Annotated in this window: 16 protein-coding genes; 12 read left to right on the top strand and 4 right to left on the bottom strand. The window is 70.4% G+C overall.

Annotated features, from left to right (window positions below):
- The coding region (locus tag HW466_RS30750; protein WP_166966332.1) for a transposase at nucleotides 1-122 on the top strand (122 nt) is incomplete at its 5' end.
- A gap of 78 nt (nucleotides 123-200) precedes the next feature.
- Here the strand turns inward: HW466_RS30750 and HW466_RS30745 are convergent.
- A complete protein-coding gene (locus HW466_RS30745; protein ID WP_151006230.1) occupies nucleotides 201-611 on the bottom strand; it encodes an Hsp20/alpha crystallin family protein in 411 nt (136 codons plus the stop codon).
- A gap of 17 nt (nucleotides 612-628) precedes the next feature.
- Entirely contained in the window at nucleotides 629-1,069 is a 441-nt protein-coding gene (locus tag HW466_RS30740; RefSeq protein ID WP_151006229.1) for an Hsp20/alpha crystallin family protein, read from the bottom strand.
- Between the two features lie 245 nt (nucleotides 1,070-1,314).
- Between HW466_RS30740 and HW466_RS30735 the strand changes: the two genes are divergently transcribed.
- Nucleotides 1,315-2,235 carry a 3-hydroxyacyl-CoA dehydrogenase NAD-binding domain-containing protein gene (locus HW466_RS30735; protein WP_151006228.1) on the top strand — a complete coding sequence of 307 codons (921 nt, stop codon included), beginning with the start codon at nucleotides 1,315-1,317 and terminating at the stop codon, nucleotides 2,233-2,235.
- A gap of 41 nt (nucleotides 2,236-2,276) precedes the next feature.
- Here HW466_RS30735 and HW466_RS30730 read toward each other — a convergent pair whose 3' ends face one another.
- Together HW466_RS30730 and HW466_RS30725 are read right to left on the bottom strand one after the other, a co-directional pair.
- The gene (locus HW466_RS30730; protein ID WP_081053716.1) at nucleotides 2,277-2,558 is read right to left on the bottom strand and encodes a DUF4148 domain-containing protein; all 282 of its coding nucleotides are present in this window, start codon (nucleotides 2,556-2,558) and stop codon (nucleotides 2,277-2,279) included.
- A gap of 174 nt (nucleotides 2,559-2,732) precedes the next feature.
- Nucleotides 2,733-3,581: a LysR substrate-binding domain-containing protein gene (locus HW466_RS30725; RefSeq protein ID WP_059449383.1), complete on the bottom strand. Its 849-nt coding sequence runs from the start codon at nucleotides 3,579-3,581 to the stop codon at nucleotides 2,733-2,735.
- Between the two features lie 332 nt (nucleotides 3,582-3,913).
- Here HW466_RS30725 and madL point away from each other — a divergent pair, with 332 nt between their 5' ends.
- The 10 genes from madL to HW466_RS30675 all read left to right on the top strand — a co-directional run bounded on the left by madL (nucleotide 3,914) and on the right by HW466_RS30675 (nucleotide 12,163).
- Entirely contained in the window at nucleotides 3,914-4,309 is a 396-nt protein-coding gene (gene madL / locus HW466_RS30720; protein WP_059449382.1) for a malonate transporter subunit MadL, read from the top strand.
- 11 nt (nucleotides 4,310-4,320) lie between these two features.
- Complete coding sequence (madM, locus tag HW466_RS30715; protein WP_059449381.1) at nucleotides 4,321-5,088, top strand: malonate transporter subunit MadM; 768 nt, start codon at nucleotides 4,321-4,323, stop codon at nucleotides 5,086-5,088.
- 175 nt (nucleotides 5,089-5,263) lie between these two features.
- Nucleotides 5,264-6,910, top strand: a complete 1,647-nt coding sequence (mdcA, locus tag HW466_RS30710) for a malonate decarboxylase subunit alpha (protein ID WP_059506055.1) — start codon at nucleotides 5,264-5,266, stop codon at nucleotides 6,908-6,910.
- A 10-nt stretch (nucleotides 6,911-6,920) separates the two neighbouring features.
- On the top strand, nucleotides 6,921-7,238 hold the full coding sequence (gene mdcC / locus HW466_RS30705; RefSeq protein WP_151006401.1) for a malonate decarboxylase acyl carrier protein: 318 nt from the start codon (nucleotides 6,921-6,923) through the stop codon (nucleotides 7,236-7,238).
- Complete coding sequence (locus tag HW466_RS30700; protein ID WP_151006402.1) at nucleotides 7,235-8,155, top strand: biotin-independent malonate decarboxylase subunit beta; 921 nt, start codon at nucleotides 7,235-7,237, stop codon at nucleotides 8,153-8,155. The genes mdcC and HW466_RS30700 overlap by 4 nt, the downstream gene beginning before the upstream one ends.
- Before the next feature lie 181 nt (nucleotides 8,156-8,336).
- Nucleotides 8,337-9,044 (top strand): biotin-independent malonate decarboxylase subunit gamma, encoded by a 708-nt coding sequence (gene mdcE / locus HW466_RS30695; RefSeq protein WP_059449377.1) that lies wholly within the window; start codon nucleotides 8,337-8,339, stop codon nucleotides 9,042-9,044.
- Nucleotides 9,031-9,699 carry a malonate decarboxylase holo-[acyl-carrier-protein] synthase gene (gene mdcG / locus HW466_RS30690; RefSeq protein ID WP_174905867.1) on the top strand — a complete coding sequence of 223 codons (669 nt, stop codon included), beginning with the start codon at nucleotides 9,031-9,033 and terminating at the stop codon, nucleotides 9,697-9,699. Before mdcE ends, mdcG begins: the two co-directional genes overlap by 14 nt.
- The gene (gene mdcB / locus HW466_RS30685) at nucleotides 9,696-10,562 is read left to right on the top strand and encodes a triphosphoribosyl-dephospho-CoA synthase MdcB (RefSeq protein WP_174905868.1); all 867 of its coding nucleotides are present in this window, start codon (nucleotides 9,696-9,698) and stop codon (nucleotides 10,560-10,562) included. Before mdcG ends, mdcB begins: the two co-directional genes overlap by 4 nt.
- Complete coding sequence (locus tag HW466_RS30680) at nucleotides 10,559-11,491, top strand: acyltransferase domain-containing protein (RefSeq protein WP_174905869.1); 933 nt, start codon at nucleotides 10,559-10,561, stop codon at nucleotides 11,489-11,491. Before mdcB ends, HW466_RS30680 begins: the two co-directional genes overlap by 4 nt.
- Before the next feature lie 150 nt (nucleotides 11,492-11,641).
- A complete protein-coding gene (locus tag HW466_RS30675) occupies nucleotides 11,642-12,163 on the top strand; it encodes a phospholipase D-like domain-containing protein (RefSeq protein WP_059506064.1) in 522 nt (173 codons plus the stop codon).
- Nucleotides 12,164-12,186: the final 23 nt, after the last annotated feature.

Below are 12,186 nucleotides of genomic sequence, written 5' to 3'. Positions count from 1 at the left end.
CCAGCGTCGTCGAAGGCATCAACAACACCATTAAGGTCATCAAGCGTCGGGCCTACGGGTACCGCGACGAGGAATACTTCTTCCTCAAAATCCGCGCCGCGTTCCCCGGTAATCCTCGATGAACCGGAAAAAAGCCCCGCCGGGCGTGATGCCGGGCGGGGCTTCGTCATGCGCGTCGCGCGATGGGTGCGCGCCGGCGCTCACGCATTGCCGGCGACCACGTCGATGCGGCGCGGGCGCGTTTCCTCGCGGCGCGGAATCGTCAACGTGAGCACGCCGTCGCGCAGGCTTGCATCGATTCGCGACGTGTCGAGATCGGGGCTCAGCACGAACGAGCGTGCGTAGCGCGGCGCGCGGACTTCGACGTGCCGCACGCGCAGGCCGGCCGGCGTATCGATGCGCGAGTCGGCTTCGATCGTCAGCGTGTTGTCGTGCACCTTCACGTCGAGGTTCTCGCGCGGCACGCCCGGCAGGTCGGCGCGCAGCGTGACGCGATGTCGGTCTTCGACGATGTCGACGGCCGGCGTGATCGCGGGCCGGCGCGCGGCTTCGGCGGCAGGCGCTTGGACGGCGCCGGGCTGGCGTTCGGTCAGGGTCTGGGTCATGTTCATGTCGGAATCCTGAATGGTTACTGAACGTTGATCGCGCGCGGCTTCGATGCCTCGCGCCGGCCGACGCGAATCAGCAGGCAGCCGTTTTCGTAGCGGGCGCTGACGTTGTCCGGATCCGCGCTCTGCGGCAGCTCGACCACGCGGCGGAACGCGCCGTGAAAGCGCTCCTGCGCATAGGTGCGCACGTCGTCGCCATGCTCGTGCGCCGCGATCGTGCGTTCGCCGCTGATCGTCAGCAGGTCCTTGTCGATCGAGACGTCGAAGTCGGCCGCGGCCATGCCGGGGGCGAACGCGACGATCTCGATCGCGTCGTCGGTCGCGCCGACGTTCAGCGCGGGAAACGCGCTCGGCCGCACCGCGCGGATGCCGGCCGGAAGCTCGCCGAACAGATTCGCCATCTGCCGCTGCACGCGGGCGAATTCGTCGAACAGGTCGTGGCCGTAATGGATACCGCTCATGAAAGTCCTCCGGAGCATGAAACGCGAAAGACGCGGCGACGCAATGCCGACGGCGAGTGCGACGCGCGGTTTTCCGCTGAGTCGAAACGGGGGCAGTGCGTGTGACGGGCACTGCCGGGCAACGGGTAATTAGAGGCTGCCGCGGCGGTTTTCAAGAGGGGAGGCGCAATCGCCGTCAACGCGTCGCGACGTGAATCGATGCGACAATCGTCGCGCTACTTACAGAACACGGAGACGGGACGGACATGGACATTCAACGCATCGCGATCGTCGGGGCGGGCGTCATCGGCGCGAGCTGGGCGGCTTTCTATCTGTCGAAGGGCTTCGACGTCGTCGCGACCGATCCGGCGCCGCAGGCCGACGCGCGGCTGCGCGACGCGCTCGCCGCGTTCCTCGGTGAGCCGCGGGCCGCCGAACTTTCCGTGCGGCTGTCGTTCGATGCGGATCTTGCTCGCGCGCTCGAGCGCGTCGATTTCGTCCAGGAAAGCGGCCCCGAGCGGCTCGACCTGAAGCGGGCGCTGTACCGCCAGATGGACGATGTGCTGCCCGCGCGCGTGCCGATCGCGTCGAGTTCGTCGGGCCTGAAGATGTCCGACATCCAGACCGCATGCGACAGGCACCCGGAACGCTGCCTGATCGCGCATCCGTTCAACCCGCCGCACTTGATTCCGCTCGTCGAGCTGGTCGGCGGCGACGCGACCGACCCGAGCGTGATCGCGCGCGTGAAGGCCTTCTACGACGCACTCGGCAAGCAGACGATCGTGCTCAACAAGGAAATGACCGGCCATGTCGCGAACCGGCTCGCGGCCGCGCTGTTTCGCGAGGTGTATCACCTCGTCGGCGAGGGCGTGGTGAGCGTCGCGGATGCGGACAAGGCGGTTGCCTGGGGTCCCGGCTTGCGCTGGGGGCTGATGGGGCAGTGCCTGACCTATCACCTCGGCGGCGGCGCGGGCGGCATCGCGCACTTCCTCGAACACCTGTCGGGGCCGATCACGACGTGGTGGGACGATCTTGGCACGCCGTCGTTCGATCCGGCCGTCGATCGCAAGCTCGACGAAGCATTGCGCGCGATCCAGGGCGAGCGTTCGATGCAGGAACTGGCGGCCGAACGCGACCGGCTGCTCGTCGAGCTGATCGACGCGCGGCGCCGCAGCTTCCTGCCCTGAATGCGTCGTCGCGCAGCGTGCCGGTCGCGCCCGGGAAAGCGCTATTGCCGGGCGGCCGTTTGCGGGGCCCGCGGCGTCTGCGCGAGCCACGCGGGCTGCGCGGCCTGCACCAGCTCGCGATTGCGTGCACGCGTGGCGGCATCCGGCGGATAGTTGCCGTCGTTGGTCGGCAGTTCGCCGTCGAGGTAGGCTTGCTTCAACTGCGCGACGACCTCCGCGCGCGTCAGGCCCTGTGTCGGCGCGGCGGCATCGGTTTGTGCAAACGCTGGGGACAGCAGCGCGGCTGCAGCGGTCGCGACGGCGAATCGCAAGGCGTTCATGATGTGCTCCGATCAAGGTGACGGGACAGCGGACGCGCGGCACGCTGCCGTGCGTTCCGATGGGTCACATTGTCGCGAGCGGGCGCTGCGCGCACGCTGACGCGTTTCGGGCAAGACTGTCAGTTGCGCGCTCATGCCGAGCAGCGGCGGCACCGGCGCAAACGGTGAAAGCGGTCGCTACAACCCGGCCGCCGCCGCGATCAGCGTCGCTTCGAGCGCGAGCGTCGAGCGCGATGCGGCCGCCGGCCGGTCGATCACGTATTCGAGTTCGCCGAGTTCGGGCAGTCCCGCATCGAGCCGCGCGAGTCCGGCCGGAATCACGTAGCCGGCGAACGCGCTGACGCCGAGCCCCGCGCTCGCTGCCGCGCGCAGTACCGCGATGCTGCTGCTCACCACGGCGATCCGGTACGGGCGGCCGACCGCCTCGAGCGACTCGAGCACGCGCCGGCGCGATACGCTCGGCTCCGGATGCATCGCGAGCGGCAGCACGGCCTCGTGGCCGGTGATCGGCGAATCGGGGCCGGTGCACCAGTAAAGCGGCTCGCTGCGGATCACGCGGCCGCGCCGGCTGCCCGCGACGCGTTTCGCGAACACCAGATCGTGGCGGCCTTCGTCGAGCGCGTCGAACAGGTCGCCCGACAGCCCCGTCGAAATCGCGAGCTCGACTTCCGGATTGCGCTGCACGAAGCTCGCGAGCGCGGCCGTCAGGTGCGCGGACGCGAAATCTTCCGACATCGCGAGCCGCACCTTGCCCGACAGCGGCGGCCCGCACACCGACGTGACGGCTTCGTCCATCAGTTCGAGGATGCGCACCGCGTAGCGGAACAGCGCGTCGCCGTGCTGCGACAGGTGCACGTTGCGCGTGTCGCGCTCGAACAGCGGCCGGTCGAGCAATTCCTCGAGGCGGCGAATATGCTGGCTGACGGTCGATTGCGACAGGCTCACGCGCTCGGACGCGGCGGTGAAGCTGCCGGACTGCGCGACGGCGACGAAGCTGCGCAGCAGCTCGGGCGGTAATGGACGCATTGCTAAATCCACTGAATCGGTTTCGACAACTTCATAAATGGCCGGATTTTGCGGCGCTAGTATCGGATCACGCGCTGGTGCGGCCCATGCAGGCGGGCGCACCGGGCGCGTAGCCCGTGTCGTGCCGCCGGCTGCATCGGTCAGTCTAAGCCATCCGGTGCCCGGCCCGAAACCGCATCATCCCATCGACCGCCCGAGAACGCGCTCGCACGACGAGCCGCCGGGCCGCGGCGCACCGCCGCAGGAGACAGACCTCCCGCGCCCGGGATCGGCGTGCGGGCCTGACTCCCGCACGCGTCAGGCGCCCGTCACGAAGAGACTGGAGACGACTCATGATCATCTACGGAACCGCGCTGCTGGCGTTCTGCCATCTGGCCGGACTGTTCCTCGGCGACCTGCTGGGCGCCGCGATCGGCGTGAAGACCAACGTCGGGGGCGTCGGTATCGCGATGCTCCTGCTGATCTGCCTGCGTCTGTGGCTGCACCGGCGCGGCTGGCTGCCGAAGGAGACCGAGGCAGGCGTCGGTTTCTGGGGCGCGATGTACATCCCCGTCGTCGTCGCGATGGCCGCGAACCAGAACGTGGTCGCCGCGCTGAAGGGCGGCCCGGTCGCGCTGCTCGCCGCCATCGGCGCCGTTGCGATCTGTGCATGCTGCATCGCGGTACTCGTGCGCACGGGGCGCGACGACACGGCCTTCGCGGGCGTGCCGCAATTCGAACAACAGTGACGGAGGCCGCCATGCTGCAGATGCTCGAAAAAACCGTCGCCCACAACGGGCTCGTCGCGTCGTTCGCGCTGGTCGGCCTGATCATGTGGCTGTCGTCGATCGCGTCGCGCAAGCTCACCTTCGGCCGCGTGCACGGTTCCGCGATCGCGATCGTGATCGGTCTTGCGCTCGCGTATGTCGGCGGTGCGTTCACCGGAGGGCAAAAGGGCATCGCCGACGTGCCGCTGTTCGCGGGCGTCGGCCTGATGGGCGGCGCGATGCTGCGCGATTTCGCGATCGTCGCGACCGCGTTCGAAGTGCAGCCGACCGAGGCGCGCAAGGCCGGCCTCGTCGGCGTCGTGTCGCTGTTGCTCGGCACCGTGCTGCCGTTCATCGTCGGCGCGTGCATCGCGCGGGCGTTCGGCTACACCGATGCGGTCAGCATGACGACCATCGGCGCGGGCGCCGTCACCTACATCGTCGGGCCCGTCACGGGTGCCGCGATCGGCGCGAGCTCCGACGTGATCGCGCTCAGCATCGCGACGGGCCTCGTGAAGGCGATCATCGTGATGGTCGGCACGCCGGTCGCGGCCGGCTTCATGGGCCTGAAGACGCCGCGCTCCGCGATGATCTTCGGCGGCCTCGCCGGCACGGTGAGCGGCGTGAGCGCGGGCCTTGCCGCGACCGATCGCCGGCTCGTGCCGTATGGCGCGCTGGTCGCGACCTTCCATACCGGCGTTGGCTGCCTGCTCGGACCGTCGGTGCTGTTCTTCACCACGCGCGCGCTGGTCGGCGCGTGAGCGCGCACGGCCCGTCGCGCGCGATTCCGGCAGCTCGCGCGCGCGGCCGTCGCGCGCGGGTACCGGCGCGCCGCATCCATCGCGATGCCCTCTGAGTCGGATTCGTCAACATCATCAATCGGCGGCGGCGCGAGGCTTAGAATGCCGCTGAACCATCGAAGCTGGAGAACTGTTCATGACGGGATGGAATCACGCGCGGCAGGCGCGCGATGCACGCCTCGCGGCCGGCGCGGCCTTCGCGCGCGGCAAGCGGGTCGATGCGCGCGACACCGTCGCGTTGCTCGAAGCGGTGCTGCGGCCCGGCGATCGCGTGTGCCTCGAAGGCGACAACCAGAAGCAGGCCGACCTGCTCGCGACGGCGCTCGCCGATGTCGACAGCGCGAAGATCCACGACCTGCACATGGTGCAGTCCGGCGTCGTGCTGCCCGAGCATCTCGACGTATTCGAGCGCGGGATCGCGAAGCGGCTCGACTTTGCGTATTCGGGCCCGCAGTCGCAGCGGATCGCGAAGCTGCTGTTCGGCGGCAAGATCGCGCTCGGCGCGGTGCACACGTACCTCGAACTGTTCGCGCGCTACTTCATCGACCTCACGCCCCAGGTCGCGCTGATCGCCGCGGTCAGCGCGGACGCCGACGGCAACCTGTACACCGGCCCGAACACGGAGGACACGCCGACCGTCGTCGAGGCCACCGCGTTCAAGGACGGCATCGTGATCGCGCAGGTCGACCGCATCGTCGACAAGGTGCCGCGCGTCGACATTCCGGGCGATCGCGTGCATTTCGTCGTCGAGGCCGGCCGGCCGTTCTACGTCGAGCCGCTGTTCACGCGCGACCCGGCCGCGATCACCGAGACCCAGATCCTGACCGCGATGCTCGCGATCAAGGGCATCTATGAGCCCTACGGGATCAAGCGGCTGAATCACGGAATCGGCTTCAACACGGCCGCGATCGAGCTGCTGCTGCCGACCTACGGCGCGAAGCTCGGCCTGAAGGGCAAGGTCTGCACGCACTGGGCGCTCAATCCGCACCCGACGCTGATTCCCGCGATCGAATCGGGCTGGGTCGAGCAGATCCACTGCTTCGGCTCCGAAGTCGGGATGGACGACTACATCCGCGCGCGCTCCGACGTATGGTTCACGGGCCCCGACGGGTCGCTTCGCTCGAACCGAGCGTTCTGCCAGACGGCCGGCCTTTACGCGTGCGACATGTTCATCGGCTCGACGCTGCAGATCGACCTGTCGGGCCATTCGTCGACGGTCACGGCCGAGCGCATCGCCGGGTTCGGCGGCGCGCCGAACATGGGCAGCGACGCGCGCGGCCGCCGTCACCCGAGCGAGCCGTGGCTGAAGGCCGGCGCGCAGGCCGACCCCGATACGCCAGCCGCGCTCAGGCGCGGGCGCAAGCTGGTCGTGCAGATCGGCGAGACCTTCGGCGACAAGAACGTGCCGATGTTCGTCGAGCAGCTCGATGCGCTGAAGCTCGCCGACAAGCTGCAGCTCGACCTCGCGCCGATCATGGTCTACGGCGACGACGTCACGCACATCGTCACCGAGGAAGGGATCGCGAACCTGCTGATGTGCCGCGACAAGGACGAGCGCGAGCATGCGATTCGCGGCGTGGCCGGCTATACGGAAGTCGGCCGCGGCCGCGACCGCAGGATGGTCGAGCGGCTGCGCGAGCGCGGCGTGATCCGTCGCCCGGAGGATCTCGGCATCGATCCGCTCGACGCCGATCGCCGCTGGCTCGCCGCGCGCTCGATCAAGGATCTCGTGCACTGGTCGGGCGGCCTGTATGCGCCGCCGGCCCGGTTCCGCAACTGGTGAGGAAGAGGGCATGGAACAGTTGAACTATCGCTTCACCGCGCGCGGGCGTGCGCGGGGCGAACTGGCCACGGCGCTCGTTGGCGTGGTGGCGTCCGGCAATCTCGAGGTGCTGGTCGAACGCGTGCTGCCGGGCAACGAATGCGAGATCGACATCCGCACCGCGGCGGTCGGTTTCGGCGCGGTGTGGCAGGCGGTCGTGTCGGATTTCGTCGAACGGCGCGCGCCGGGCGGCCTGAAGCTGTCGATCAACGACGGCGGCGCGCGGCCCGACATGGTGTCGCTGCGGCTCGCGCAGGCCGTGCGCGCGATCGAGGGAGACGCACGATGACCGATGCGATCCACGACGCACCCGCGTTCGTCGCGAACGCTGCGAGCTGGTACGAAGCATCGGCGCGCCAGCGCGTCGACGGGCTGCTCGACGCGGGCAGCTTCACGGAATTTCTCGGGCCGGGCGAGCGCGTGACGAGCCCGCACCTGCCGCTGTTCGACCTGCCGCAGCAGTTCGACGACGGGATGATCGTCGGCCACGGCCGACTCGACGGCCGGGCAGTGTTCGTCGCCGCGCAGGAAGGCCGCTTCATGGGCGGCGCGTTCGGCGAGGTGCACGGCGCGAAGCTCACGGGGCTGCTGCGCGCGGCGCGCGATCTCGGCACGCCGGTGCTGATCCTGTTCGATACCGGCGGCGTGCGGTTGCAGGAAGCGAATGCGGGCGAGCTCGCGATCGCCGAGATCATGCGTGCGCTGGTCGACGCGCGCGCGGCGGGCGTGCCGGTAATCGGGCTGATCGGCGGGCGCGCGGGCTGCTACGGCGGCGGCGGGCTGCTCGCCGCGTGCTGCTCGGCGCTCGCGGTGTCCGAGCAGGGGCGCATCAGCGTGTCGGGGCCCGAGGTGATCGAGACCAACCGTGGCGTCGAGGAATTCGACGCGAAGGACCGCGCGCTGATCTGGCGCACGATGGGCGGCAAGCATCGTCGGCTGATCGGCGGCGCGGACCGTTACGTGGCCGATACGCCCGCGGCGTTTCGCACGGCCGCGCTCGAACTGATCGACCGTGCGCCGCCGTTCGACGCGGCGATGCTGCGCGCGGAGCAGGCGCGGCTCGAAGCGCGCATCGAGCGGTTCGGCACGTGCAAGGATGCGCTCGACGTGTGGCGCACGCTCGGCGCGAGCGAGCCGGAGGCGATTCCGGGCATGCCCGACGACGAATTCGCGAAGCTCGCCGATCAATTGCAGGAGCAGAAATGAAACGACTCACATGCTCAGTTCGTTCGCCGTCGACCGAAGCCGCCGCTTCAGCGCCCGCTCCGGCCGCGTGCACGGCACCAGACGACGGGGCGCGCGCCGTCCACGGCCGGCTGGCCGGGCGCGAAGCATTGCTCCGCGAATTGCTCGCCAAGCCCATTTGGGCAGCCGCGCGGGAGGCAGCATGACGCTCGATGAAGTGCTGAGTTCGCTGTTTCCCAAAGGCCATTCGGTCCAGCGAAACGGCGGCCTGCTGACGGGCCATGGCGACCTGGCCGGCACGCGCGTCGACGTGATCGGTGTCGCCGAGCGCCTGCCGTTCGGCATCGACGAAGCCGTGACGCTCGCCTCGCACGTGCTCGACACGATCGAGCGTGGCGGCGGCACGCCGGTTCTCGTGCTCGTCGACAGCGACAGCCAGCGGATGAGCAAGCGCGACGAACTGCTCGGCCTGAACGAAGGGCTGTCGCATCTCGCGAAATGCCTGATGCATGCGGCGCTCGCCGGGCACCGGACGATCGGGCTGTTGTACGGCCATACGGCCGCGGGCGCATTCATCGCGACCGCGCTCGCGACGCGCACGCTGCTTGCGGTGCCGGGTGCCGAGCCCGAGGTGATGGACCTGCCGTCGATGTCGCGCGTGACGAAGCTGCCGATCGACGTGCTCAAGGAGATGGCGCGCTCGACGCCGGTGTTCGCGCCGGGGCTCGACAATCTCGTGAAGATGGGCGCCGTCGACGCCGTGCTCGATCCGGCCCGAGCGCTCGACGCGCAGGTCGGCGAATGGCTCGGCAAGCCGATCGATCGCACCGACGAGCGTGCGGCGCGCGGCCGGCCGGTCGCGGCCGATGTCGCGCGGCGCGTCGAGGCCCTCGCGCGTGCCGCACGCTGACCCGCCGCTGCGCCGCCACACGCTCGTCACGCTGACGGCGGCCGGGTGGCGCGCGGCATGCGCGCGCGATCCCGCGCTGGCGGCCGATCCGCTCGTGCAGGCGTGGGCCGCGCACGGCTGGCCGCTGATCGTGCGCCGCGCGTCGCCTGACGAAGCCGATGCGCGGTGCGTGCCGCTCGGTGTGCCGCTGCCGCCTTCGGCGGGCAAGCGGCGCATCGCACTGAACGTCGCCGCCGATGCGGTGGAATCGGTCGGCCCGCTGCCCACGCTGGCCGACGTGCTGGTCGCGGCGCCCGACGCGTGGCACGCAACGCTGCGCGCGCTCGATGCGCTCGGCCTGCGCTGCGGCGTGCAGGGCCGCGTGTTCGGCAGCCTCGCGTGGCAGGCGCTGACGGGCGAGCGTTACGTGAGCGCGTCGTCCGATCTCGACATCGTGTTCCCGCTGCCCGGCGCCGCATCGCTCGCCGTGCTGCTCGACGGTCTCGCGGCAATCGACGCGCGCGCGCCAATGCGCATCGACGGCGAACTGCTGCGCGACGACGGCGCGGGCGTGAACTGGCGCGAGCTGCATGCGCGTTTGCCTGAAGTCGCGGTCAAGACGGCGATCGCCGTCGAGCTGATGTCCGTCGACGCATTCATCGGAGGCACGCGATGAATGCATGGGCCGCCTGCCGCGCGGCGGCGCTGTCGGACGCCGAGCGCATCGCCGAACTCGCCGAGCGCAGTCTCGTGCTCGAAATCGACACCTATCCGAAACCGGGCCTGGTCAGCCACGTCGACACCGGCAGCCATGCGGACATGGACGCCGCGACGTTCGCGCGCAGCGCGGCCGTGCTGCGGCCATACTTCGCGGAACTCGCCGCCGCCGGCGCGCGTGATGCGGACATGTCAGTGCTGCGCAAGATCGGGCTGCGTGCGGAACACGCGATGCTTGCCGCGACCGGCGGCGTCAACACGCATCGCGGCGCGATCTTCGGGCTCGGGCTGCTTTGCGCGGCCGCCGGCCGCCGCACGGTGCCCGGCGCGGCCGGCCGCACGATGACGCTCGGCGCGTTCGTCGCGCAGCGGTGGGGCACCGAGATCCTCGGCGGCCCGCGGCTGCCCGACAGTCATGGCGAGCGCGCGAGCCGCCGCTACGGTGTCGGCGGTGCGCGTCGCGAGGCGGCCGACGGGTTCCCGACCGTGTATTCCGTCGGTTTGCCGGCACTGCGCCGCGCGCAGCACCGCGTGCCCGACGATCCGGAGGCCGCGCGCGTCGACGCATGCTTCGCGCTGATCGCCGCGCTCGACGATACGAATCTGCTGCACCGGGGCGGGCAGGCCGGCCTCGATTTCGCGCGGGCCACGGCGCGCGCGTTCGTCGCGCGCGGTGGCATACGCGCGCGCGACTGGCGATTGCGCGCCGTCGCCGCTCACCGTGCGTTCGTCGCCCGGCGCCTGAGCCCGGGCGGCGCGGCCGACCTGCTCGCGATGAGCGTATTCGTCGATGCATTCGAAGCGGCCGAGGAGCGGCCATGACGCTGGCGATCCTCTGTTCGGGGCAGGGCGCGCAGCGCGCCGACATGTTCGAGCTGACCGGCGTCGCGCCATGCGCCGATGCGCTGTTCGAGCATGCGGGCCGCCTTCTTGGCGACGATCCGCGCGACTGGGTACGGCACGCCGAGCCGGACGCGCTGCGCGAGAACCGCGCCGCGCAGATCCTTTGCACCGTGCAGGCGCTCGCGGCGGCCGCGATGCTCGACGCTGTGTGGCCGCGCCGCCGCTGCGTCGCGGGGTACAGCGTCGGCGAAGTCGCGTCTTGGAGCGTCGCGGGGATGATCGATCCGCACGACGCGCTGGCTCTGGCCGACGCGCGCGCGTGCGCGATGGACGCCGCGAGCGGCGGCGACGAACGGATGGCGTTCGTGCGCGGGCTGACGCGCGCGCAGCTCGCGCAATTGTGCGACGGCCGCGATGCGGCGATCGCGATCGCCAATCCGGGCGACGCGTTCGTGGTGGCCGGGCGGCAGGACGACGTCGCCGCGGTGGCCGACGACGCGCTACGCGACGGTGCGCTGCGCGTCGCGCCCGTGTGCGTGCGGATCGCGTCGCACACGCGGCGGCTCGCGTCGGCGGTGCCCGCGTTTCGTGCGTCGCTCACCGCCGTGAACGTGCGCCGGCCGTTGCCCGGTACGCGGCTGTTTTCCGGGATCGACGGCGTGTCGGTGCTCGATGTCGACGCGGGTCTCGACAAGCTCGCGCGGCAGATCGCGGAGCCGGTCGAGTGGGCGGCCTGTCTGGCTGCGTGCGTCGAGGCCGGCGCGACCGCGTTTCTCGAGCTCGGTCCCGGCCGCGCGCTGGCCGAGATGGCGGGCGCTGCATATCCGGCGCTGCCGGCACGCAGCGTCGCGGATTTCCGGTCCGTCAACGGTATCGCAGGCTGGCTCGCGCGCGTCGCGGCCGGCTGACGGGCGGCCTCCGAGCGGCCTGGCTACGCTCGGAATTCCCGGTAACCTCGATGCGGGAAACGACCCGCCGGATGGTCGTTGCGCAACAGGTGTTGCGCCCGCGCAGCAGCGGTGCAGCCGGCGCTTGCCACGCGAATTGGCATCGCTAAAATGGCGCCCGCCATGAGACCAGCCGCCTTCTTCCTCGCCGCGCTCTGCTGCGCGGCGGCCGCCCACGCCAGCCCGATTCCATCCGATGCCGCATCGGTCGGCACGTACTTTTCGTATGACAATGCGGCGGCCGACGCGACCGTCGACCTGATCGGACAGGCGCAGCGCCGCGTGCTGCTGGCCGGCTACGCGTATGTGCCGCCCGCGGTCGCGGCGGCGCTGCGTGACGCGCGTTCGCGCGGCATCGAAGTGCGGGTCGTGCTGGTGCGCTCGTCGCGTGCGGGCAAGTACAGCGGCGCGGGATATCTGAAGTCGGCCGGCATCGACGTCGCGATCGATTCGCGGCACGGCGATCCCGCGCCGCGCTTCGCGATCGTCGACGACAGCGTCGCGCTGACGACGCTGTCCGACGGCGCGCCCGCGCACGCCGAAACGGTGAACGTGTTCCAGCGCGCACCGGAGCTCGCGCAGTCGTATGCGCAGTCGTTCTGGCGGCTGTACCGGCAGGCCGGCGGTCTCTGAGCGTCTGACGGCGGCCCGCGCAG

Source organism: Burkholderia territorii (genome assembly GCF_902833055.1).
Taxonomy (GTDB): domain Bacteria; phylum Pseudomonadota; class Gammaproteobacteria; order Burkholderiales; family Burkholderiaceae; genus Burkholderia; species Burkholderia territorii.
Note: the sequence above shows the minus strand (reverse complement) of the source record. Positions and strands in the feature narration are given on the sequence as shown.